Source organism: Staphylococcus warneri (genome assembly GCF_900636385.1).
Taxonomy (GTDB): Bacteria; Bacillota; Bacilli; order Staphylococcales; family Staphylococcaceae; genus Staphylococcus; species Staphylococcus warneri.
On record NZ_LR134269.1, the window covers coordinates 413166 to 435648 of the forward strand.

Genomic DNA, 22483 nt, shown 5'->3' on the forward strand with positions numbered 1-22483 from the left:
ATGAATAGGCTAATCGAAGATTTTACACAATCGCTATATAAAGGTTTTATCGATAAAGATGTATCGCATCAGGGTAACTTTACGCCTAAGCTATTAATTAATAATAAAAAAGAAAATGTTTTATCAACAATAGTACAAGAATTAAAAAAGTGCTCATCTTTTAGTATATCAGTGGCTTTTATTACTGAAAGTGGTTTAGCTAGTTTAAAATCTTATTTATATGATTTAAACCAAAAAGGAATAAAAGGAAAAATACTTACTTCAAATTATTTGGGATTTAATAGTCCTAAAATGTATTATGAGCTACTTAAATTAGAAAATGTTGAGGTAAGATTAACAGATGTAGAAGGATTTCACGCCAAAGGTTATATTTTTGATCATGACAATTATTCTTCGATGATCATTGGTAGCTCAAATTTAACTTCCAATGCATTGAAAATTAACTATGAGCACAATATTCTTTTATCAACGCATAGAAATGGTGAATTAGTTCATAATGTGAAATCACAATTTAATGATCTGTGGGACGAAAGTATACCACTGACACCAAGTTGGGTTGAAGAATATCAAGAAACGTTTGAGTATAAGTCAATAAAGAAAGTATTAGAAATACAAAAGGAACAATTGATATCTACAGAAAATTATAAAAATGCTATAGATATTCAGCCTAATAAAATGCAGAAAGAAGCATTAAAATGTTTAGAGGCTCTTAGAAAAGAAGGGAAAGAAAAAAGCTTAATTATTTCGGCTACAGGAACTGGTAAAACAATATTATGTGCCTTAGATGTTAGGGCATTCAATCCAAATAGGTTCTTGTTTATAGTACATAATGAAGGTATTTTAAATAGAGCTAAAGAAGAGTTTAGAAAAGTAATGCCTCATATTGATGAAAAAGAATTTGGACTATTAACTGGGAAACATAAAGATATCAAAGCGAGATATTTATTTGCTACTATTCAAACATTATCTAATAATGAAAATTATAAAGAATTTGCAAAGGATCATTTTGATTATATTGTTTTTGATGAAGCACATAGATCGGCTGCAGCCAGTTATCAGAAAGTATTTAAATACTTCACACCTAAGTTTATGTTAGGTATGACAGCAACTCCAGAAAGAACAGATGATTTAAATATATATGAATTATTTGATTATAATGTGGCTTTTGAAATTAGATTACAAGAGGCTTTAGAAAGTGAAATTTTATGCCCATTCCATTATTTTGGGGTCACGGATTATTCACTTAACGGAGAAATAAATGAGGATGTTACTGATTTAAAGAACTTAACATCTGATGAAAGATTAAATAACATTTTAGAAAAAACAGATTACTATGGTTATTCTGGAGAAGAATTAAAGGGTCTGATTTTTGTTAGTCGGAGAGATGAAGCATATGAGTTAGCAGAAAAACTAACTAACTACGGCATCCCTTCTGTTGGTTTGACTGGTAAAGATAATATCAATGTACGAAGTACTACAATTGATCGCTTGAAAAATGGGGGAATCAACTATATTATTACTGTCGACTTATTTAATGAAGGTATCGATATACCGGAAGTGAATCAAGTTGTAATGCTACGACCTACAGAATCAAGCATCATTTTTATTCAACAATTAGGTAGAGGATTAAGAAAAAGTTCTAATAAGGATTATGTTACAGTAATTGATTTTATAGGAAACTATAAAACAAATTACTTAATACCGGTTGCTTTATCAGGTGATCAATCTCAAAATAAGGATAATTATAAAAGATTCTTAACAACTAATAGCGAACTGAATGGTGTTTCTACAATTAACTTTGAAGAAATAGCTAAAAAAAGAATTTATGATTCTTTAGATGCTGTTAAACTTAATCAACCAAAATTATTAAGAGAAGCATATGAAACGGTTAAGAAAAGAATAGGTAAGCAACCTATGTTAATGGATTTCATTAGACAAAATTCAGTGGACCCAAGTGTTATTTTTTCTAAATACAAAAATTATCATGAATTTTTAACTAAAAATAAATATATTGAAGATACATTAAGTATTAATGAATTTAAGAATTTAACATTTTTATCTAGACAGTTAACACCAGGATTAAAAAAGGTGGATATTGATGTATTAGAAACTTTAGTCGAAGGCGAAACTTCAATTGATAATTTAATTGAAAGTATGAGATATCAAAATGATGATATAACTGAAAAAGATGTGATGACATCATTAAAAGTCTTAGATTTTACATTATTTAAAGCAACAATTGGAGATACTTATGGAAGTCCCCTTATAGCTATTAATGATAAAAACGTAGAGCTAACAAATGATTTTTCTAGTGCCTTAAAGAAACCATTATTTAAGAAATACTTTTTAGATTTGATCGATCTATCTAAATACAATAATATGCGATATCAAGATAGTGGAAATAAAATGATTATTTACAACAAATATTCTAGAGAAGATTTCGTGAAATTGTTAAATTGGGATAGTGATGAGTCAGGTACAATTAATGGATATAAAATGAAACATCAGACATTACCTATATTTATAACTTATGACAAACATGAAGATATAAGTGATAATACAAAATATGAAGATGAATTTTTGAGTCAGGATGAATTGAAATGGTATACGCGCTCTCCAAGAAAGATTACCTCTCCTGAAGTACAAAATATACTGAAACATGCGGAAGATAATGTAACGATGTATATTTTTGTTAAGAAAAAAGATGATGATGGCAAGTATTTCTATTATTTAGGTACAGCAAATTATATTGAAGGTACGGAAGAAGAAGATATAATGCCTAATGGTAATTCCGTGGTAACAATGAAAATTTCTATGCATCAAGCAGTTAAAGACGATATTTATAGATATATAACTGAAAATTAATAGTTTTATCATTCCAAGTAAGGTGAACGAATTGTTCATCTTACTTTTTTATTTTCCTAAATAATATTTATTTTATTATTCTCATTTGCTCAAATATCCTTTTAGTTGTAATATGTAATTAAAGGAATAAGAAAACGCTTACACAATCTATAATATTTTCTTTGCTTTTTATTTTCTTGTTTCTTTTGGGTTTTCTTTTCATTATTAAATGGCTTTTATGAATATGATATGGAAGGGGGATGTGATATGGCAAGTAACTATGATCTTGTAGTGATTGGTGCGGGACCTGGTGGTTATGTGGCTGCAATTAGAGCGGCACAACTTGGTAAATCAGTCGCAATCGTTGAAAAGCAACATGTTGGGGGAACGTGTTTGAATGTGGGTTGTATTCCTTCTAAAACGTTACTTGAGTTTGGGTCTCAAGTACATCAAATCCATGCTGCTAATGATTTAGGTATCACAACGGATCATTTGAATATTGATTATTCATGTTTATTTGAACATAAGAACAATATCGTTCATACATTAACCGGTGGCGTAACACAATTGCTTAAGAAGAATAACGTTGAACTGATTCAAGGAGAAGCTGTGGTTAAAGATGGACTAACAATTGAAGTGAATCAACAATCACTGAAGGCGAAAGACATCATATTAGCAACAGGCAGTCAACCATTTGTTCCGCCTATTAAAGGTATCGAAGATGTAAATTATCTAACGACAGATACCTTCTTTAATCTACAGTCATTACCGAAACGTTTAGCCGTTATTGGTGGTGGTGTGATTGCTACTGAATTAGCATCATCCATGGCTGATTTAGGCGTAGACGTGACGATCATTGAAGTAGCTGATGATATCTTATTGACTGAAATTGAAGAAGTACGTGAATATTTGAAAGCACATCTAGAAGAACAAGGTGCTCATATCATTACACAAGCGCAAATTAAACAAGTAACATCTTCTGCTATTCAACTTGAAACCGGTGACGCAGTTGAATTCGATCAATTATTAATTGCGACAGGTAGAAAGCCAAATACACAAGTCGTAAACGCACTTAATATCGATATGGATGGTTCGTTCATTCAAGTGAATGCGTTTAATCAGACAAGTAACGACCATATCTATGCTATTGGAGACTTAGTCAAAGGTTACCAATTGGCGCATACTGCAAGTGCACAGGGCGTGGTAGTAGCCGAAAAGTTAGCTGGTTTAAATCCAAAACCTGTTAATCCGAATGAAATTACAAGATGTATTTATACAAGAATTGAAGCGGCATCCGTTGGGCTTTCAGAACAACAGGCGAAAGACGCAGGATATGATGTAGCAGTTACTGAATCAAGTTTTCAAGGTAATGCGAAAGCAATGATTAAAGGCGAGCCTCAAGGATTTATTAAAATAGTGTCAGACATGCAATACAATGAAATCTTGGGCGCATTTATAGTGGGACCGCATGCGACAGATCTCATTGGTGAGGTTTTAGGTGTCAAAGCTTCAGAAGGTACAATGAATGAACTATCTCAAATTATCCAACCTCATCCATCTTTATTAGAAGCAATAGGTGAAGGTGCAGAGGCATTATTTAAAAAAGCTATACACATGTAATTTACATTTAAATTTCTGAATTTTGTGACAAAAATGTGATGTTTTGAATCGGTTAAAGGGGAGGAAATGACTATGGAAAAGGAACAAGCACGTTGGATTTATAAAACAATGAATGAAATTCGATACTTTGAAGAAAAAGTGCATAAAATTTTTAGTGATGGTCAAATTCCAGGATTCGTTCACTTGTATGTGGGTGAAGAAGCAGTTGCTACGGGTGTCATGTCATTGTTAGAAGATGATGATTATATTACAAGTACACACCGTGGACATGGTCATGCAATTGCTAAAGGTTGTGATTTAAACGGCATGATGGCTGAAATTATGGGTAAGAAAGATGGACTTGGCCATGGTAAAGGTGGCTCTATGCACGTAGCCGAAATCGACAAAGGTATGTTAGGTGCCAATGGAATTGTAAGTGGTGGCTTTGGCCTTGCGACGGGTGCAGGTATATCCATTAGAAATCAGAAAAAAGAAAATGTTGCCGTATGTTTCTTTGGTGATGGTGCAGCTAATGAAGGTAATTTCCATGAAGGATTAAACTTTGCATCTATTTTAAATTTACCAGTGATATTTGTTTGTGAAAATAACCAATTCGCTGAAGGTACAACACATGATTATGCTAGTGCGTCTGAAACCATTGCAGAACGTGCTAAAGCGTATAACATGCCTGGTGTTAGAGTGGACGGCATGGATGTGATTGAAGTGAGAAATGCTGCTAAAGAAGCGGTTGAACGAGCTAAAAATGGAGAAGGACCAACACTGATCGAATGTGATACGTATCGAAAATATGGTCACTTTGAAGGTGATGAACAAAAGGTTAAATCACCTAATGATCGTAATGCAGATAAAAATGCTACAGAAGAGTTTAGAAAAGTAGCAATCAACGAAGGTTGGTTAACGGAAGAGGAAGCAACGAAAATTGAACAAGCTGCAGAACAAGCAGTTGAAGATTCAGTTGTATACGCAGAACAAAGTGAGTTACCAGATGTCGAATCACTATATAAAGATGTATTTGCATAAGCAAAGGGGGATATCATTATGAGTGAAAATCGTAAGTTAACATTTATGGGAGCAATCAACGAAGCAATCGATCAATCAATGGAAAAGGATGACAATGTCATTTTAATTGGTACAGATGTATCTGGTGGTGCCAATGTGGAACATATCAAAGATGATGATACATTTGGTGGTGTATTTGGTGTAACCAAAGGTTTGGCTAAAAAGTATAGTCGTGATCGTGTTATTGACACACCGATAGCAGAACATATTACCTTAAGTACAGCAGTTGGTGCGGCAGCTACTGGTTTACGACCAATCGCAGAGTTAATGTTCAATGACTTTATTGGATTTGGTCTGGATCCTATTTTGAACCAAGGGGCAAAAATGCGCTATATGTTTGGTGGGAAAGCTAAAATTCCATTAGTTGTTAGAACTGTACATGGTGCAGGCGCAGGTGCAGCGGCACAACATTCACAATCACTATATAATATGTTTGCTGCAATTCCAGGCGTTAAGGTCGTTGTGCCATCTAATCCATACGACGCTAAAGGATTATTAAATGCTGCCATTGAGGATGACAATTTAGTCGTATTCTCTGAAGATAAAACACTATTAGGTCAAAAAGGCGAGGTGCCAGAAGAACATTATAAGGTAGAAATTGGTAAAGCCAATGTTGTTCGAGAAGGTAGCGATTTATCCATTGTAGCTATAGGTAAAATGGTAGCTGTCGCTTTAGAAACGGCAGACCAATTGGCTGAAAGCAATGTATCTGTTGAAGTGATTGATTTACGCTCAGTATCACCTTGGGATAAAGATACAGTATTAGATTCAGTTAAGAAAACAGGGCGACTTATCGTCATCGATGAATCTAACCCACAATGTAATGTAGCTGGTGATGTGGCATCAGTGATTGGTGATATTGGATTTGATTATTTAGATGGTCCAATTAAAAAGGTCACTGCACCAGACACACCAGTACCATTTGCAGCTAACTTAGAGGAAGCTTATATACCAAATACAGATAAAGTTTTAGATGTCGCATCAGAATTAATCGATGATTTGAAACAAGCTAAATCATAAGTATGGGGGGTGTGAAGCATGAGTGAAAATATTATAATGCCGAAATTAGGAATGACAATGAAAGAAGGAACTGTTGAAGAATGGTTTAAATCAGAAGGTGATACAGTCAATGAAGGAGACAGTATTGTCACAATTAGTTCTGAAAAGTTAACACAAGACGTAGAAGCACCAGCATCAGGTACATTATTAAAAATCAATGTACAAGCAGGAGAAGAAGCAAAAGTTAAAGCAGTGCTTGGTGTTATTGGAGAAGAAGGCGAATCAACGCAGCAACAATCTGAAGAAAATAATTCTAAAGATGAAACTAATGATGAAGCAAAAGAAAGTGATGCAGATAACGGAAATGCAAATCAAGAAGTCAAAGTTCAGCAGCCTAGTCAAGAAGACGCATCTCAAGAACAACGTCTATTTATTTCTCCATTAGCACGTAAAATGGCTGACAAAGAAGACCTAGATATTACACGTATTAATGGTACAGGTGGTAATCAACGTATAACTAAATTAGATATCCAACGTGTACTTGAAAATGGTTATGATCAAGCAGATCATAAGTCTAGCGAATCGCAACAAGATACATCTGAAACTGCAAACTTAGCAGCAGGAAATGTCGGTGAAGGCTTAAGTCCAATGCGTAAAAATATTGCTCAAAATATGAGACAAAGTCTTCAAAATACTGCTCAGTTGACGTTACATCGTAAAGTAGATGCTGATCACCTATTAGAATTTAAAGATAAATTAAAAGGTGAGCTACAAAACGCAGGGCAAGATGTTAAATTAACTGTCACAACATTACTTGCTAAAGCAGTGGTCTTAGCCCTTAAAGATTATGGCGCTATTAATGCACGTTATGAAAATGGCACATTAACGGAATATGATGACGTCCACTTAGGTATAGCAACATCACTTGAAGATGGATTAATGGTACCCGTTATCACACAAGCAGATACTAAAAGTGTTGGTGCACTTGCCAATGAAATTAAACAGTCTTCTGAAGCGGTGCGTGAAGGTAGAACAAATGATATACAATTACAAGGCGCTACGTTTACGATTACGAATATGGGGGCAAGTGAAATTGAATACTTCACACCAATATTAAATGTTGGTGAAACAGGTATTTTAGGTATAGGCGCATTAGCACAAGAAGTTGTTATGGATAACGGCAATGTTAAACAAGTGTCTCGAATTCCACTAAGTTTAACATTCGACCATCAAATATTAGACGGTGCAGGCGCAGCAGAATTCCTAAAAGTATTAGCTAAATATATCGAAAATCCATATTTACTCATTTTATAAAATTAGAAAACTTGATATTAAAATAAGGAAATGTCTTGATGTTATCTATTATAGAAACCTCAAGACATTTCTTTTTGTACTTTAAAATATATAAGAAGGTAAAATTTTTGCATTTAGGTAAATATGAATTTAAACTCCAATTATAAGTATATTTTTTATACTTATTGCAAAATAATGAAAATCAAGATAAATCGAGAGGTATTTAAAATGAATGAATTTAAATTTGACATAAATAATGAAGTGCCAATGATGACGATTAAGCCAATTTCTATTCCTACCCCATCTAATCGTGGAGAGGAATTACAGGTTAAGGTGAGTATGCCATCTGAAGGTAAGCATTTACCTATTATTTTATTTGCGCATGGATTTGGTTCATCTATGCATGCATATGAACCACTTACTGATTTTTGGGCATCACATGGATTTGTCGTAATTCAAGGGACACATTTAGATTCTAGAACAATAGGTTTAGCTCAGGATGATTCTAGACAACCAGATATTTGGCGTCATAGAGTCGAAGATTTAAAATCAATTTTAGACCATCTATCATATATTGAAGCGCAAGTTCCAGGTTTAAGTGGAAGGTTAGATAAGAATAGAATAGCTACAATTGGTCATTCATTCGGTGGACAAACGGCTGGAAACTTACTAGGTTTACAAGTCATGTACCCTGATACTAAAGAGACGACGGACTTATCAGATGATAGAGTAAAAGGAGGGATTTTATTAGCGACAGCTGGAGAAGGTGGCGACAATTTAACTCAATTTGCAAAAGACCATATGCCGTTTTTAAATCCAACATTTCAATATATGACGAAACCAGCACTTGTTGTGGTCGGTGATAAAGATCAATCGCCATTAACTCATTTAGGACCTGAATGGATGGAAGATCCTTATTACCTAAGTCCAGGGAAGAAAAGTTTATTAAAATTATATGATGCAGAACATTCACTTGGTGGTATTGCTGGATATGAGGCAAAGGAAACTACTGACGAAAACCCACAAAGAATTGATTTACTACAACATACGACATGGGCATATTTGAGACATATCCTTGATATCGAACATGATAGTTGGGAAACAGCTCAAAATATAATTAAAAATGATACAAATATAGCCGATGTTTTTTCAAAAGAAGAGTAAAGATACTTTCAGAGCAAGGAGGATTAAGCTATCTATTGAGCTTAGTTCTCCTTTTTAATATTAAATATAAAAATTTGTATTTAATACTTGCACTTTACAAATAAAAGGAATAGAATGACAACATCCAATAAATAGTTAGATATCTAACTAAATAAACAAACAAAGATAAGCAATCAACGAGCAATATTAAATATAGTCAAAAATGCTAAGGAGTGTTGAATATGAAAGAGTTAAAACGTATTGGAATTATGGGTGGCGGACCTGGAGGATTAATGCTTGGTCTATTATTACAACAACAAGGGCACGAAGTTGCTATTTATGAAAAAGCAGATCCTAATGTAAACAAAGATCGTGGTGGTTCACTTGATATTCATGATGATAGTGGTCAACTTGCTTTGAAGGAAGCGAATATTTATCAAGCATTTAAAGATTTAGCACGTTATGAAGGTGAAGACACACGCGTCGTATCCAAAGATGGTACTATCTTATTTGAAGAAGATGCTGAAGGTGAAGGCTCACGTCCTGAAATCGATCGTGGAGAACTTTGTGATATTATCATGAATCAATTGGCACCTTCTACGGTACAATATGGCTATACATTTAGTCATTTAAATCAACTTGATAATGGTCAAGTAGAAGTAACGTTTAAAGAAGGACAATCACAAACATTTGACTTAGTTATAGGTGCAGATGGTGCCTTTTCTAAAGTTCGAAACCATATTACAGATGTAGATGTAGAATATAATGATATATCAATGGTTGAATTAAATATTAATAATGTTAAAGAAGACCATCCAGATTTAGCTCAATTCAATAAAAATGGAAAAATGATGGCATTTGGTGATCATAAGGCAATATTAGGACAATTGAATGGTGACGGACGTATTAAAGCTTATGTATCATATTTAATGGATGTGAATCAATTGGATCAATATAAAGCGATGTCTTCTGATGAAATTAAACAACAATTATTACAACAAGACTTTGCAGATTGGTCACCAGAATTAAAACATTATATCGAATATGCTAGTGATGATATGCTATTACGACGCATTTATAAATTGCCAATAGGATTTACTTGGGAAAGTATTGGTAACGTCACACTGATTGGTGATGCAGAGCCCATTTAATGAGTCCATTTGCAGGTGAAGGTGTCAATATGGCTTTATATGATGCCTATTTATTAGCCAATGCAATCAAAGAATCTCAAGATTTAGATACTGCAGTTGCACAATATGAACAAGAGATGTATGCTGTTTCCAAAGAAAGTGCTCAAGAATCTCAAGATAATTTAGAAGTGATGTTTAGTAAAGACGCTGCAGAACAAATGACAGCTTTTTTCACTTCAGTTATGGAATAGACTTTAAATAATGAGGATTGAATAAAAAATAAAGAGATAGTAGTTAGTAAAAAATAGAAATGAATCATTCAAATCACGATTGATCTTGCAACGGTAGAGGTTATATGAAAGTTGACATTATTTTTACAATCTTTAAAAAGTGATATTTTTGTGAAAACAATCACAAACACCTTTTATTTTCTGAAAAATGGTGTAGTATATGAATTGTAAGGAATAAGACATGTTGGAGTGATAAAAGTGAGAAAAGTAATTGAAGAGCTTGTTTTCTCTGATGTAAGTAGCTATGAAATCTATGTCAATACCGGTGTGAACCAAGGTATTATTGGCGACATTAAAGATGGCTATTTAACTATCGATTCAATCCCCTATATCGATGCTGAAAGACTATACTACTATGGCTTAGAACGAAAAACATTAGTGACAAACTAATTCATTTTGACTCCTAATCGTAAATTAACACCTTGCCTTCATTGGTGAGCAATTGAAGGCATCATTATTATACCCCCCGTATAATTCTGGAAATGTTTATAAAGACCGTATCTCAAATGAGGTACGGTCTTTTTTGAATTATTTTGAATGTTGTTGGTCTTCTACGACTTTAAAGTTCTTTTTGATACCGTTATAGGCATAGATAAGATTGAACATTTTGTTTTTTGCTTTATCTGCACTAGCGAATGGCATTCTGACATCACTCATTTGATTAATGTCACGTTGGAATTGCTTTTCTGCAGATTTTTGATCAGCGATAGACATATCTAACCATTCTTCTTTACTAAATAAGTCTTCGAAACGAAATTCAAATGCTGTGCGGTGATTGTGTTCTCTTAATTTTAATATACGATCATGAAAAGTCATTATTTGCCCCCTATAATTCCAAAACATGTATGATAGTTACATATTAACTTTATAACTTATAAATGATTTTTACAATCATGATTTTCAAATGTTTGAAACATGCTAAGTAATGATAAGAATTCACAAACGTTTAACTTAGTAGTGTCATTGGTAATTATAAAATAATGATAAATAAAAAGGAGTTTTGAAGATGAATCAATTAAAAGATAAAGTTGCAGTCGTTACAGGTGCAGGAAGCGGTATTGGTGAAGCAATCGCAACTGCTCTAGGAAATCAAGGTGTTAAAGTTGTTTTAGCTGGAAGAAATACAGATAAACTCAATGCAGTTGCTACAAAATTTGATAGCAATCAAGTTAAAGTGGTAGCTACAGATGTAACTAATCAACGTGAAGTAGAATCATTAATTGATACTGCTAAAACAAGCTTTGGTGGATTAGACATCGTTGTAAATAGCGCAGGTCAAATGAAATCCTCTAAAATCACAGATTATAAAGTAGAAGATTGGGATTCAATGATTGATGTGAATATTAAAGGTACGTTATATACAGTACAAGCGGCATTACCAACATTATTAGAACAATCAAGTGGTCATATTATCAATATCGCATCTATTTCAGGATTTGAAGTAACGAAAGGTAGTGCGATATACAGTGCTACGAAAGCGGCAGTGCATACAATCACTCAAGGATTAGAAAAAGAATTAGCTAAAACAGGTGTCAAAGTCACTAGCATTTCACCAGGTATGGTTGAAACACCATTAACAGAGCATTACGACTTTAATGGTCGTAAAAAGTTAGAAGCGCAAAATATTGCTGATGCTGCCATTTATGCATTAACACAACCTAGTCATGTGAATGTTAACGAAGTAACTGTACGACCTGTATAATATTTAATTCAAATCCTAACCATGATAGACTTAAATTGTAAACGTTTTTATAAAATCATTTTACATGAAGGACGGGATGTAAATTGAATCAACTTCAATTTGAGTTATTAGAATGGTTAGTCAGTTATCATACGGAAAGTCCACCAGGTCGGAACACAGATCCATTACAAGATGATATCGTACAATTGTTAAAACAACTTGACTTTACCATACAACGTGAAGCAATGTATGAGCATGATAGTGTGGTCATTGGCACGCTTAAAGGCACAGATGCCCAAGCACCTAAATTAATTTTAAACGGTCATATCGATGTTGCCTCTGTAGAAGATGATCAATACTGGACGTATCCACCATTCCAACTTACGGAGCACCAAGATTGGTTATATGGTAGAGGTGTCAGTGATATGAAAGGTGGCATGTCATCTTTATTTTATGTTTTAGAACGATTACATCAAGAAGGACATCGACCTAAAGGTGACATTATTGTTCAGTCAGTGGTTGGTGAAGAAGTAGGTGAAGCAGGTACTAAACGTGCGTGTGAAGTAGGACCTAAAGGTGATCTAGCGCTTGTATTAGATACTAGTGAGAATCAAGTGCTAGGACAGGGTGGTGTCATTACAGGTTGGATTACAGTTAAAAGTAAAAATACAATACATGATGGTGCCCGTCATCAAACTATTCACGCAGGTGGTGGATTATTTGGTGCGAGTGCCATTGAAAAAATGACTAAAATCATCCAAGCATTGAATGAACTCGAACGACATTGGGCTGTAATGAAGCATTATCCAGATATGCCAGCAGGGGCCAATACCATTAACCCTGCTGTGATTGAAGGTGGCAGACACCCAGCATTTATTGCTGATGAATGTCGATTATGGATTACAGTACATTATTTACCAAATGAGTCATACGAAGATGTAGTAACTGAGATCGAAGATTATTTAAATCGTGTGGCGCAAGCTGATGTGTGGCTAAAGGACAATCCACTTGAGTTTGAGTGGGGCGGTACATCTATGATTGAAGATAAGGGAGAAATATTCCCTAGCTTTACCGTCCCAGTAGATCACCCTGGTTTTCATCAATTACAACAAGCACACCAAACAGTACATCAAGCACCATTAAGACATGGTATGAGTACGACAGTGACTGATGGTGGATGGATTGCACATTTTGATATTCCAACCATCTTATATGGACCGGGCAGTCTAGAAGAAGCGCATAGCGTTAATGAAAAAATACAAAATGAAGAACTTAAAAAATATAGTGAAGTACTATATCAATTTTTAAAACATTGGTATGAATATCCTGAAAAATAAGTAAAAGGGCTGGAACGACGACGTTCCAACCCTTAATTTATATATCATATTAACGTTTGAGCGTATCGCGTAAACGACTGACCCAACTGCCACCACGTTTAGAACGCACGGCACGACCAGATGGTTGCGCGCTTTGACGTTTTAATTCTTGTCCATATTTAAGTGCAATTTGCATCAAGTAGGCTTGAGAATTTAATGGTGACGAATTATTTTCGATATAATGATAATTACCATATTGATCTTGATAACGACCTTTTTGGTTATCTGATAACTGTAAGTTCATAAAGTCTAATAAACGTGCGGCAATGTTTTTATCTTCAACAGGGAATAAGATTTCTACACGTTTGATCATATTACGTGTCATTACATCGGCTGATGATAGGTAGATACGTTCGTCTCCATTATTATGGAAGTAATAAATTCGAGAATGTTCAAGTAATCTACCAACGATACTTACAACTTCAATATTTTCACTGATGCCAGGGATGCCTGGTTTTAAACAACAAATACCACGAATAATTAATTGGATTTTCACACCAGCTTGTGATGCTTCAAATAATTTTTCAATAATCGCTTTATCTGTTAATGAGTTCATCTTCATCATGATTTTCCCATTACCATGTTCTAAATGACTACTAATCTCTTTATCAATGCGATCAATAAAGACATCTCGTATATCAAATGGTGCCACAATCAACTTGTTATATTGTGGTTTAACCGAATAGCCACTTAAGTAATTAAAGAAGTTAATCGCATCTTCTGCAATTTCGTTGTTCGTCGTAATAATACCCATATCAGTATATAATTTTGCAGTTTTGTCATTATAGTTTCCTGTACCAAGATGTACAAATGATGTTAATTCACCAGCAATTTTCTTCACGACTAATGCGATTTTACTATGTGTTTTCAGATGAGTCATACCATAAATCACATGGCAACCCGCATCTTCTAACATACGTGCCCAATGAACGTTATTTTCTTCGTCGAAACGTGCTTTTAATTCTACAAGTACCGTTACTTGTTTACCTTTTTCGGCAGCTTCTTTCAAGCTCTTGATAATAGGGGAATCTTTACTTACACGATATAACGTTTGTTTAATCGCAATGGTATTAGGATCTTCGGCAGCTTCTCTAATAAAATCGACAATAGGTTCAAATGATTCATAAGGATGATGGAAGAAAATGTCACGTTCCAAAGCTAATTGATAAATGTTGTTATAGCCAAGTGAACGAGGCACTTGCGGTGTGTATTTATCGTAAGTTAAATAACTTAACTTGTGAGATAAGTGATCAACTAAACCAAATAAGAAAGTTAAATCTAAAGGACCGTCTACAAAATAGACGTCGTCATCTTTAACTTCGAGTTGATCCATAATCCAACCAATATCTTCACGTACAGCAGTACGACCATCCACTTCTAAACGCACGGCCGAACCACTTTTACGTTCTTTTAAGAAGCGTTCTATTTCAATTAATAAGTCTTCTGCACCTTCTTCGTGAATTGTTAAATCTGCATTTCTTGTGATACGGAAAGCAAATGTGTTTAATACTTCGTAACCAACGAACAGTTGATTAATAAAGAATGTAACAACATCTTCAACCATTAACACATATTGCTTATACCCCTCGTTTAAAGTTAAAAATCTAGGTATTAATGATGGAATCTGAACAATTGCTGAATTAATTGCATCTTCCGTATCGATATCTACAAAGATATTTAAACTTTTATTATTCAATTTTGGAAATGGATGATAGGCATCTATACCTAATGGCGTTAATGTAGGTAGAATTTTCGTTTTAAATTCATTCTCTAGTCTAGTTAAAAGAGATTCTGATAAGTCCTCAGGTTGAGCCATTTCAATTTCATAGTTACGCAACTCTTCAATTAATTCATTGTAGCGATTGTATTGAATGTTAACATACTCTGTATTTTTCTTTTTAATAGCTTCTAATTGCTCTTGAGGTGTCATTTGTGCTTTGTTTTCAGGTTTATCATAGCCCATTTTGACCTGATCTTTGAGTCCTGCAACACGCACCATGAAAAATTCATCTAAATTTGAACTAAAAATTGATACGAAATTTAATTTCTCGAGTAGTGGATTACTAAAATCATAGGCTTCTTCTAAAACTCTATAGTTAAAGTCTAACCAACTTAACTCCCGGTTGTTATAGTATTGTGGTAAATTAATATCCTTTTCTCCCAATTGAGTTTGCATACGCTTAAAACACCTCATCGTTTTTTATATACTCATATAGTTTAAAAATATCATACAATTATTAAGATTTTGTAAAGACGATCGTTACTTTACCTTTTAATATCTTTTCAATATGCTTTTTCTGACGATTTGCTTGATATTCTTCGGCGATGGGTTCCCCTTTGTAGAACACGTGAAGCTCATATTTATCGTCTTTCTTCGCTTTGAGTTCAACTTCTTCAACAAAGCTTGTATGAGAAATATTGAGTGCATTCACAAATTTGATAATACCACCTAAGGATTGAATCGTTTCGGTCTCTTTACTACCGAACCAATGTGTTTCTTTGCAGTAGAACTTAAGTAGTGATTTATTTTTAAAACTTGCAAGTAATGCTAACTTCACACGATCTTTATGTGAAAAGCCGTTGATCATTGAGTTAGCAATTAGATAGTAGGTATGTGGTGAACTTGAATCAGAATCGATAAAGCTACCTAGATAATAAAGATACGCACCTTCAACGAAGAGCTCTTTATCTTTGTCGCTTAATTTAAGATCTGAACGTTTTAATAGTTGTGATAATAGTGATTCTGCTAGTTTAAGACGACCATTAGCACTGCTTTCTTCAATGTGATATTCGTTTGCTAAATGGCGTAAAGCATCTTGTCTTACATTATCTTTTGAAAATTCTTCTGGATAACGTTGGCGAATGAGATTCATTACATAACCTTCGCGAATACCTTTTCTAGAGAATGTAAATTGTGTCGCATCCACTTTCTTGTATAGTGTTTTAAAGACTGAAACGGCAGGTAGGATAATATCTACACGGTCGCGACTTAATCCGTCTAGATTTGTTAAGTCGTCTCTTGAGCTTTTTCGAATTAAATCATAGACTTCCTCGATATCTCTATCGGACATCGTGTAGTTATGAACGCCACCGATAGGGTAAGAATGTTCTGATTGATGAATTCGAGCTACATTTCGTGCTGAGCCACCTACGCCAACGAGTGCGACATCTTGATCATTAAGCCAGTCAAGTTGACCGAATTGCTCTGATAAGAATTTCTCCATACTTTTAATCGCTGATTTATCATTATGATCTTTATCACCAAAGAATTGACGTTTGAGTGAGACAACACCAAATGGAAAGCTATGTGCAGCCTTTAATTTTTTATCTTTAAATAAAGTGACCTCTGTAGATCCGCCCCCGATATCGACGGAGACACCATTTTCAATATCAGTTGTATGCGAAATGGCATAATAACCGTAAAACGCTTCATCTTCTTCAGGGACAATTTTAATCTCTACCCCTGTGTCTTTTTTAACTTTTTTGATAATATCTTGTTGATTATTTGATTGACGAATCGCTGCTGTTGCAATTGGATGTAATTCGTCTACTTTGAATTTCGTTGCTACTTTATTAAAGCTACTTAACGCGTCTGTAAGTACTTGAATCCCTTCATCGTTCATGTCGTTATCTTTAGTTAAATACTGACTTAGACGTGCGGGTGTCTTAATATTCAGTATTTCATTCAAGCCTGTGTCTTTATCAAATCCAAAAATAACAAGACGAATGGTATTTGAACCAATATCTATTAAACCAATACGTTCTTCCATCACTGCCTCCTATGTTTTATGGGAACAATTGTCATACCCCTGTTTAATTTTATTTTACATGAGTTATATAAAATGAAAAGAATTTTAAGGTATTTTTCTAAGAAAATTTCATCTTTTTGTAAATCAAAAAAGATTGTCTAAGTTCAACATGTTTTCTTTATTAATTGTACTTGAAAATAAGCCACTTCCATGTCTGTTGGAAGTGGCTTTAAGATGATGCATTCTATTTATTTTACATGTAGTGGTCCACCAGGTCCGACTGGAATACCTAGTAAGAACCAAATGAGTGTGAATAGTGTCCATACAATCGTTAAGGCGATTGAATATGGCATTAGACTTGAAAGTAGGGTGCCGAGTTTCATGTTTTTATCATACTTTTGAGCATAAGATAACAACAACGGTAGGTAAGGCATCATTGGTGTGATTGGATTGGTAATGGAATCACCTACTCGGTATATAGCTTGTGTAAAGGCAGGGTGGAAGCCGACTAAAATGAGCATTGGCACAAAGATAGGTGCTAAGATACCCCATTTAGCAGAGGCGCTACCCACTAGCATATTGACGAGTGCACTTAGGAAGATGACACCAATAATCAGTACAATACCATTTTGATGTTGTAGTAATTTGGCACCCTTGACTGCTGTAATCACACCAAGGTTACTCCATTCTAGGAATGCGAGTAGTTGTGCTGCAAAGAATACAATGACAATGAATGAACCCATAGATGACATTGAATCAGTAATCATTTGTCCTAAATCCTTAGTATTTTTAATTTCATGACTTAAGACGCCGTATATCACGCCCGGTACTAAGAAGATGACTAAGATAATGAGGCCGACACCATTAATTAAAGGTGCATCATCAAGTAGACTACCTGTTTTAGCATTTCTTAAAAAACTATGTTCTGGGATAGCGCAAATGATGAGTAATACAAGTAAGACGATAAAACTCATATTTGCCCAAAATAATGCCTTTTTCTCTATAGGTGTGATGTGAGAAGACGTCTCTTCCATGTCATCGTGTGCATCTGAATCATCATATTTACCAAGCCTAGGAATAATTAACTTTGTTGTCACTAAGTGGATGGTAGGTAATAACACAACTACACTGGCCGCAATGAAATACCAGTTCATAGCCACATTGGTTTTAATATGATCTGAGACGATTCTTGTGGCAGGTTCAGTAAATGAATAGACTAACGCATCTTGCATACCTACGACTAAATTGGCAGCAAATCCGCCCACAGCTGATGCATATGCCATTGCTAGACCTGCGATAGGGTGATAACCAATCTTGATAAATAGCATAGCCGCTAAAGGTGGTAAGATAATCGTTGCTGCATCACCAGCTGTACTTCCGACAATACCAATTAAAATGATGGTAGGAACGATTAACTTCTTTGGTGCTCTGTTTACTACTGAAATCATGAGTTTATCGAAATACCCAGATTTTTCAGCGGCACCAATACCAATCATGACACCTAATACGAGGCCAAGTGCAGGGAATTCAGAAAAGTTCTTAATAGCATCATTCATAATCATGGCAAAGCCATCATGACTGAGAATACTTTTGATATGAATAGTTTCACCGTTACCTGGATGTTTAACGGAAACATTAAATAAAGAGACGAACCATGTAATAATAGCAAGGCCGACACACATTAAGAAGAAGAGTACCGTCGGATCAGGCAATTTATTACCTACCCATTCGACCCCATTTAAAAATTTACTAACGATTGATGGTTTTTGTTTTGAGTTTGTTGCCATTCATGAACCACTCCTTAGTTAAATTATCTAAAAGTATAGCAAATATTACATATAATGATAAGAATTTTCTGAAATTTAAAAAGAAGTATATATGATTCGTTAGTAAATGTAAATTCGATGTGTATGTGCGAGATATGAAATATTCATTTTGAATTAAAACGCTATCATTGTCATAACGGCGTTTAGTCCTATTATGAAAGTGGAACAACAATAGTAAGATTTCATTTTAGCAAAATATTGAGGAGAGTGACGTTATATGAAACGTTTAGAGAATAAAGTCGCAGTTGTGACAGGTGCAAGTACAGGTATTGGTCAAGCTTCTGCCAATGTATTAGCCCAAGAAGGTGCACACGTCTTGGCTTTAGACATTTCTGATCAATTAGATCAAACAGTTGAAGATATTAAACAACAAGGTGGACAAGCGACTGCATTTCAAGTAGATATTTCTGATGAACAACAAGTTCAAGCGTTTGCTAATCAGATTAAATCAGAATTCGGGCATGTAGATGTACTATTTAATAATGCGGGTGTTGATAATGGTGCAGGACGTATTCATGAATACCCAGTTGAAGTATTTGATAAAATTATGGGTGTAGATATGAGAGGTACATTCTTAGTAACGAAATTCCTTTTACCGTTAATGATGGATAATGGTGGTTCAATCATTAATACAGCTTCATTCTCTGGGCAAGCAGCAGATCTTTATCGTTCTGGTTATAATGCTGCTAAAGGTGCAGTGATTAACTTTACGAAATCCATTGCTATTGAATATGGTCGTGACAATATCCGTGCTAATGCGATTGCACCGGGCACAATAGAAACACCATTAGTAGATAATTTAGCTGGTACGGCTCAAGATGAAGCGGGTCAAACATTCCGTGAAAATCAAAAATGGGTGACACCATTAGGACGATTAGGTACACCAGATGAAGTAGGTAAATTAGTAACATTCTTAGCATCTGATGATAGTTCATTTATTACAGGTGAAACGATTCGTATTGACGGTGGCGTGATGGCGTACACATGGCCAGGTGAAATGTTAAGTGATGATAGTTGGAAAAAATCAATCAAATAATAAAGCAAAATTATTAAAAATAATAAGCCAAGATGTCCCAGGAAATAGCAGACATCTTGGCTTAAATACTATTTAAGTTGTTTCGCACATGCTTCACATAACTTATATTGTTGGTCGGCCCAACCGCTTAAGTGAGTATATCCATGAAGATCATTACCTTTAACTTTAATATAGATAGGCTCATCTTCTTTAAGTTCACGTTGACAATGAGAACATTTTAAAGCGCCAAATAGTCTCATAAAGTCACCTCCCAAAGGATTACCTTACCATTTGATATTGTTATAAGTATGATCATTTAATGATCGTACAATTTCAGCAACTAGACGTACCGAACGATCATAATCATCTTTATGAATCACTGATACATTAGAGTGCATATAACGCAGGGCGATGCCCAGTGTTATAGTAGGTATACCTTCATTCGCAACATGGATACTACCTGCATCTGTACCACCACCTGGCGTTGTATCCCATTGAACGTCGATATGATGTTGTTTGGCGACATCTTTGACATGTTGACGCAATCCTTCGTGCGCAATGCTTGAAGCATCCATCATAATGACAACAGGGCCACCACCTAAATAACTATCACTTGTTTGACCAGACATGCCTGGTGTATCAAATGCGACTGCCACGTCTACTGCAATGGCTAAGTCAGGTTGAATAGTTTGTGCAGCCACTTTCGCACCACGTAATCCAACTTCTTCTTGTACTGTGGCACCCGAATATAAGTTAATATCTATAGCTTCATCTTTTAATTCATTGAGAACATCGATAGCTAATGCACAACCATATCGATTATCAAATGCCTTAGCAGTCATATATTTATCATTCGCTAGTGTTTCAAATTCACTGTATGGTGTGACCATATTGCCAACAGACACACCGGCTTGTTCAGCTTCTTCCTTACTATTCACACCAATATCGATATACATATTTTTAATATCTACGGTTTTCTTACGTTCTTCAGGTGAAAGAATATGTGGTGGCTTAGAACCAATAATACCTCTTAATGCTTTACCATCATCTGTTGTAACAGTGACTTTTTGAGAAAGCATCACTTGGTTCCACCAACCACCAATTGGATTAAAAGATAAAAAGCCATCTTTATCAATTTTGGTTACTAAGAAACCCACTTCATCCATATGTCCTGATATTAAAATAGATTTAGAACCATTTGTTGCAGTCTTTTTACCGAATATGCCACCCAAATTATCTTCTACAATCGCATCACTAACTGGTGATAAATAATCTTTCATTATAGACTTAACTTGCATTTCTCGACCTGCAATACCATTGGCGGCAGTCAGTTCTTTCAGTAATTGTATTGAATCAGTCATACCATCATCCTCCCAATCATTAGTTACTTATAGTTTAACATAGCACATTTATTGATATGTATTGATGGAAATGTTTATGGAATAAGGGTATATTAATATCAATAATAAATCAGGTAATGGTACCATTGCCCCAACAAACAGGTGAGAGAAGGCGATCATATGAAAAAACTAGTTTCACTTATAGTGGTTATCGCATTAAGCGCAATCACACTAGCTGCTTGTAGTAAAGAGCAAACGAAAACGTTCGAGGGTGACGTTAATGGTAAACAGATTATTACGTCGCTCACATATAAAGGAGACGAAGTACTGAAACAATCTACAATAGGTACTTTGAAATATGATGATTTAGGTATTGATAAAGATCAAGCCAAAGACATGTTAAAGAAAGATGAGAAGGCCTTTAAAGGTGACAAAGGTGTATCATTCAAAATTGATTACAAAGATGATAAAGCAGTTGAACATATAGATATCGATTATGAAAAAGCCGATATCGATCAATTGAAGAAAAAATTAGGCTTTGTATCAGTTAAAGGTAAAAATAATAAAGTAAGTTTAGATAAAACCGTTAGCCAAATGAAACGTAACGGTTTAAAAGAAAAAAGTAATATGACCGATCATGATGATTAAAATACAAGAGCCAGTACATGCAAATGGCAACGCATGTACTGGCTCTTAATTTTATTTGTTCTATTGCTTTTGACTAAAGTCTTCAATAGCGGCTTTAATTTCATCTCTAACACGTTGGAATTCTGACCAATCTTTACCAGCTGGATCGTCGAAACCCCAATGTTCTTTCTTAACTGAAGGTGGCAATGTTGGACAATGTTGATCTGCATGGCTACACAATGTAACAACTAAATCAGCACGATCTAGAATATCTTGTTGTATTAAATCGGATGTATGATGTGAAATATCGATATTGACTTCTTTCATCGCTTCGATAGCCTTTGGATTCACACCATGTGTTTCAATACCACCTGAATATACATCCCAATTTGAATCTAATATATTGTCAGCAAAGCCATGAGCCATTTGACTACGACACGAATTACCAGTACAGATGAAATAAATGATTTTCTTTGCCATGCTTAGAACTC

Annotated in this window: 17 protein-coding genes and 3 pseudogenes; 13 read left to right on the forward strand and 7 right to left on the reverse strand. The window is 34.6% G+C overall.

Annotation, left to right across the window (positions count from 1 at the left end; genetic code table 11):
* From EL082_RS01875 to EL082_RS01910, 9 genes and pseudogenes are all read left to right on the forward strand, one after another.
* Complete coding sequence (locus EL082_RS01875) at nt 1-2865, forward strand: DEAD/DEAH box helicase (RefSeq protein ID WP_002467099.1); 2865 nt, start codon at nt 1-3, stop codon at nt 2863-2865.
* 246 nt (nt 2866-3111) lie between these two features.
* Nucleotides 3112-4464 carry a dihydrolipoyl dehydrogenase gene (gene lpdA, locus EL082_RS01880; RefSeq protein WP_103286186.1) on the forward strand — a complete coding sequence of 451 codons (1353 nt, stop codon included), beginning with the start codon at nt 3112-3114 and terminating at the stop codon, nt 4462-4464.
* Nucleotides 4465-4530: 66 nt separating this feature from the next.
* Nucleotides 4531-5484 (forward strand): thiamine pyrophosphate-dependent dehydrogenase E1 component subunit alpha, encoded by a 954-nt coding sequence (locus EL082_RS01885; protein WP_002467083.1) that lies wholly within the window; start codon nt 4531-4533, stop codon nt 5482-5484.
* An 18-nt stretch (nt 5485-5502) separates the two neighbouring features.
* Nucleotides 5503-6543, forward strand: coding sequence for an alpha-ketoacid dehydrogenase subunit beta (locus EL082_RS01890; protein WP_002467071.1), 1041 nt, complete (start codon nt 5503-5505; stop codon nt 6541-6543).
* 57 nt (nt 6544-6600) lie between these two features.
* A pseudogene (locus tag EL082_RS12155) lies at nt 6601-6729 on the forward strand (biotin/lipoyl-containing protein); the annotation flags it as partial.
* Nucleotides 6730-6945: 216 nt separating this feature from the next.
* Nucleotides 6946-7836, forward strand: a pseudogene (locus tag EL082_RS01895) (dihydrolipoamide acetyltransferase family protein); the annotation flags it as partial.
* A gap of 207 nt (nt 7837-8043) precedes the next feature.
* Nucleotides 8044-8979, forward strand: coding sequence for an alpha/beta hydrolase family protein (locus EL082_RS01900; protein ID WP_002467091.1), 936 nt, complete (start codon nt 8044-8046; stop codon nt 8977-8979).
* A gap of 221 nt (nt 8980-9200) precedes the next feature.
* Nucleotides 9201-10339, forward strand: a pseudogene (locus EL082_RS01905) (FAD-dependent oxidoreductase).
* Between the two features lie 237 nt (nt 10340-10576).
* Nucleotides 10577-10768 (forward strand): hypothetical protein, encoded by a 192-nt coding sequence (locus tag EL082_RS01910; RefSeq protein WP_002450408.1) that lies wholly within the window; start codon nt 10577-10579, stop codon nt 10766-10768.
* 138 nt (nt 10769-10906) lie between these two features.
* Here EL082_RS01910 and EL082_RS01915 read toward each other — a convergent pair whose 3' ends face one another.
* Nucleotides 10907-11194 (reverse strand): DUF1413 domain-containing protein, encoded by a 288-nt coding sequence (locus EL082_RS01915; RefSeq protein ID WP_002467066.1) that lies wholly within the window; start codon nt 11192-11194, stop codon nt 10907-10909.
* A 190-nt stretch (nt 11195-11384) separates the two neighbouring features.
* Here EL082_RS01915 and EL082_RS01920 point away from each other — a divergent pair, with 190 nt between their 5' ends.
* Nucleotides 11385-12080: an SDR family oxidoreductase gene (locus EL082_RS01920; protein ID WP_002467073.1), complete on the forward strand. Its 696-nt coding sequence runs from the start codon at nt 11385-11387 to the stop codon at nt 12078-12080.
* Between the two features lie 83 nt (nt 12081-12163).
* Nucleotides 12164-13396: an acetylornithine deacetylase gene (locus EL082_RS01925; RefSeq protein WP_103286185.1), complete on the forward strand. Its 1233-nt coding sequence runs from the start codon at nt 12164-12166 to the stop codon at nt 13394-13396.
* A 49-nt stretch (nt 13397-13445) separates the two neighbouring features.
* Here EL082_RS01925 and EL082_RS01930 read toward each other — a convergent pair whose 3' ends face one another.
* From EL082_RS01930 to EL082_RS01940, 3 genes are all read right to left on the reverse strand, one after another.
* Nucleotides 13446-15611, reverse strand: a complete 2166-nt coding sequence (locus EL082_RS01930) for an RNA degradosome polyphosphate kinase (RefSeq protein ID WP_103286184.1) — start codon at nt 15609-15611, stop codon at nt 13446-13448.
* A gap of 61 nt (nt 15612-15672) precedes the next feature.
* Nucleotides 15673-17205, reverse strand: a complete 1533-nt coding sequence (ppx, locus tag EL082_RS01935) for an exopolyphosphatase (protein ID WP_103286183.1) — start codon at nt 17203-17205, stop codon at nt 15673-15675.
* A gap of 227 nt (nt 17206-17432) precedes the next feature.
* Nucleotides 17433-18971 (reverse strand): AbgT family transporter, encoded by a 1539-nt coding sequence (locus EL082_RS01940; RefSeq protein WP_002467085.1) that lies wholly within the window; start codon nt 18969-18971, stop codon nt 17433-17435.
* Between the two features lie 256 nt (nt 18972-19227).
* Between EL082_RS01940 and EL082_RS01945 the strand changes: the two genes are divergently transcribed.
* On the forward strand, nt 19228-20046 hold the full coding sequence (locus EL082_RS01945) for an SDR family oxidoreductase (RefSeq protein ID WP_002467067.1): 819 nt from the start codon (nt 19228-19230) through the stop codon (nt 20044-20046).
* 68 nt (nt 20047-20114) lie between these two features.
* Here the strand turns inward: EL082_RS01945 and EL082_RS11895 are convergent, their stop codons facing one another.
* Together EL082_RS11895 and EL082_RS01950 are read right to left on the reverse strand one after the other, a co-directional pair.
* Nucleotides 20115-20285, reverse strand: coding sequence for a hypothetical protein (locus EL082_RS11895; RefSeq protein ID WP_002467070.1), 171 nt, complete (start codon nt 20283-20285; stop codon nt 20115-20117).
* 24 nt (nt 20286-20309) lie between these two features.
* The gene (locus tag EL082_RS01950; protein ID WP_002467092.1) at nt 20310-21386 is read right to left on the reverse strand and encodes a M42 family metallopeptidase; all 1077 of its coding nucleotides are present in this window, start codon (nt 21384-21386) and stop codon (nt 20310-20312) included.
* A gap of 159 nt (nt 21387-21545) precedes the next feature.
* Between EL082_RS01950 and EL082_RS01955 the strand changes: the two genes are divergently transcribed.
* Nucleotides 21546-22013 carry a YehR family lipoprotein gene (locus EL082_RS01955; RefSeq protein ID WP_015364708.1) on the forward strand — a complete coding sequence of 156 codons (468 nt, stop codon included), beginning with the start codon at nt 21546-21548 and terminating at the stop codon, nt 22011-22013.
* 60 nt (nt 22014-22073) lie between these two features.
* Here the strand turns inward: EL082_RS01955 and arsC are convergent, their stop codons facing one another.
* Nucleotides 22074-22472 (reverse strand): arsenate reductase (thioredoxin), encoded by a 399-nt coding sequence (arsC, locus tag EL082_RS01960; RefSeq protein ID WP_002467075.1) that lies wholly within the window; start codon nt 22470-22472, stop codon nt 22074-22076.
* Nucleotides 22473-22483 lie beyond the last annotated feature (11 nt).

What these genes read in the sequence shown, in the direction of transcription:
- EL082_RS01890 (WP_002467071.1), top strand. Translation starts at nt 5,503, where the DNA reads ATGAGTGAAAATCGTAAGTTAACATTTATGGGAGCAATCAACGAAGCA.
- EL082_RS01885 (WP_002467083.1), top strand. Translation starts at nt 4,531, where the DNA reads ATGACTATGGAAAAGGAACAAGCACGTTGGATTTATAAAACAATGAAT.
- EL082_RS01950 (WP_002467092.1), bottom strand. Translation starts at nt 21,386, where the DNA reads ATGACTGATTCAATACAATTACTGAAAGAACTGACTGCCGCCAATGGT.
- ppx (WP_103286183.1), bottom strand. Translation starts at nt 17,205, where the DNA reads ATGGAAGAACGTATTGGTTTAATAGATATTGGTTCAAATACCATTCGT.
- EL082_RS01920 (WP_002467073.1), top strand. Translation starts at nt 11,385, where the DNA reads ATGAATCAATTAAAAGATAAAGTTGCAGTCGTTACAGGTGCAGGAAGC.
- EL082_RS01955 (WP_015364708.1), top strand. Translation starts at nt 21,546, where the DNA reads ATGAAAAAACTAGTTTCACTTATAGTGGTTATCGCATTAAGCGCAATC.
- EL082_RS01930 (WP_103286184.1), bottom strand. Translation starts at nt 15,611, where the DNA reads ATGCAAACTCAATTGGGAGAAAAGGATATTAATTTACCACAATACTAT.
- arsC (WP_002467075.1), bottom strand. Translation starts at nt 22,472, where the DNA reads ATGGCAAAGAAAATCATTTATTTCATCTGTACTGGTAATTCGTGTCGT.
- EL082_RS01915 (WP_002467066.1), bottom strand. Translation starts at nt 11,194, where the DNA reads ATGACTTTTCATGATCGTATATTAAAATTAAGAGAACACAATCACCGC.
- EL082_RS01945 (WP_002467067.1), top strand. Translation starts at nt 19,228, where the DNA reads ATGAAACGTTTAGAGAATAAAGTCGCAGTTGTGACAGGTGCAAGTACA.
- EL082_RS11895 (WP_002467070.1), bottom strand. Translation starts at nt 20,285, where the DNA reads ATGAGACTATTTGGCGCTTTAAAATGTTCTCATTGTCAACGTGAACTT.
- EL082_RS01940 (WP_002467085.1), bottom strand. Translation starts at nt 18,971, where the DNA reads ATGGCAACAAACTCAAAACAAAAACCATCAATCGTTAGTAAATTTTTA.
- EL082_RS01900 (WP_002467091.1), top strand. Translation starts at nt 8,044, where the DNA reads ATGAATGAATTTAAATTTGACATAAATAATGAAGTGCCAATGATGACG.
- lpdA (WP_103286186.1), top strand. Translation starts at nt 3,112, where the DNA reads ATGGCAAGTAACTATGATCTTGTAGTGATTGGTGCGGGACCTGGTGGT.
- EL082_RS01875 (WP_002467099.1), top strand. Translation starts at nt 1, where the DNA reads ATGAATAGGCTAATCGAAGATTTTACACAATCGCTATATAAAGGTTTT.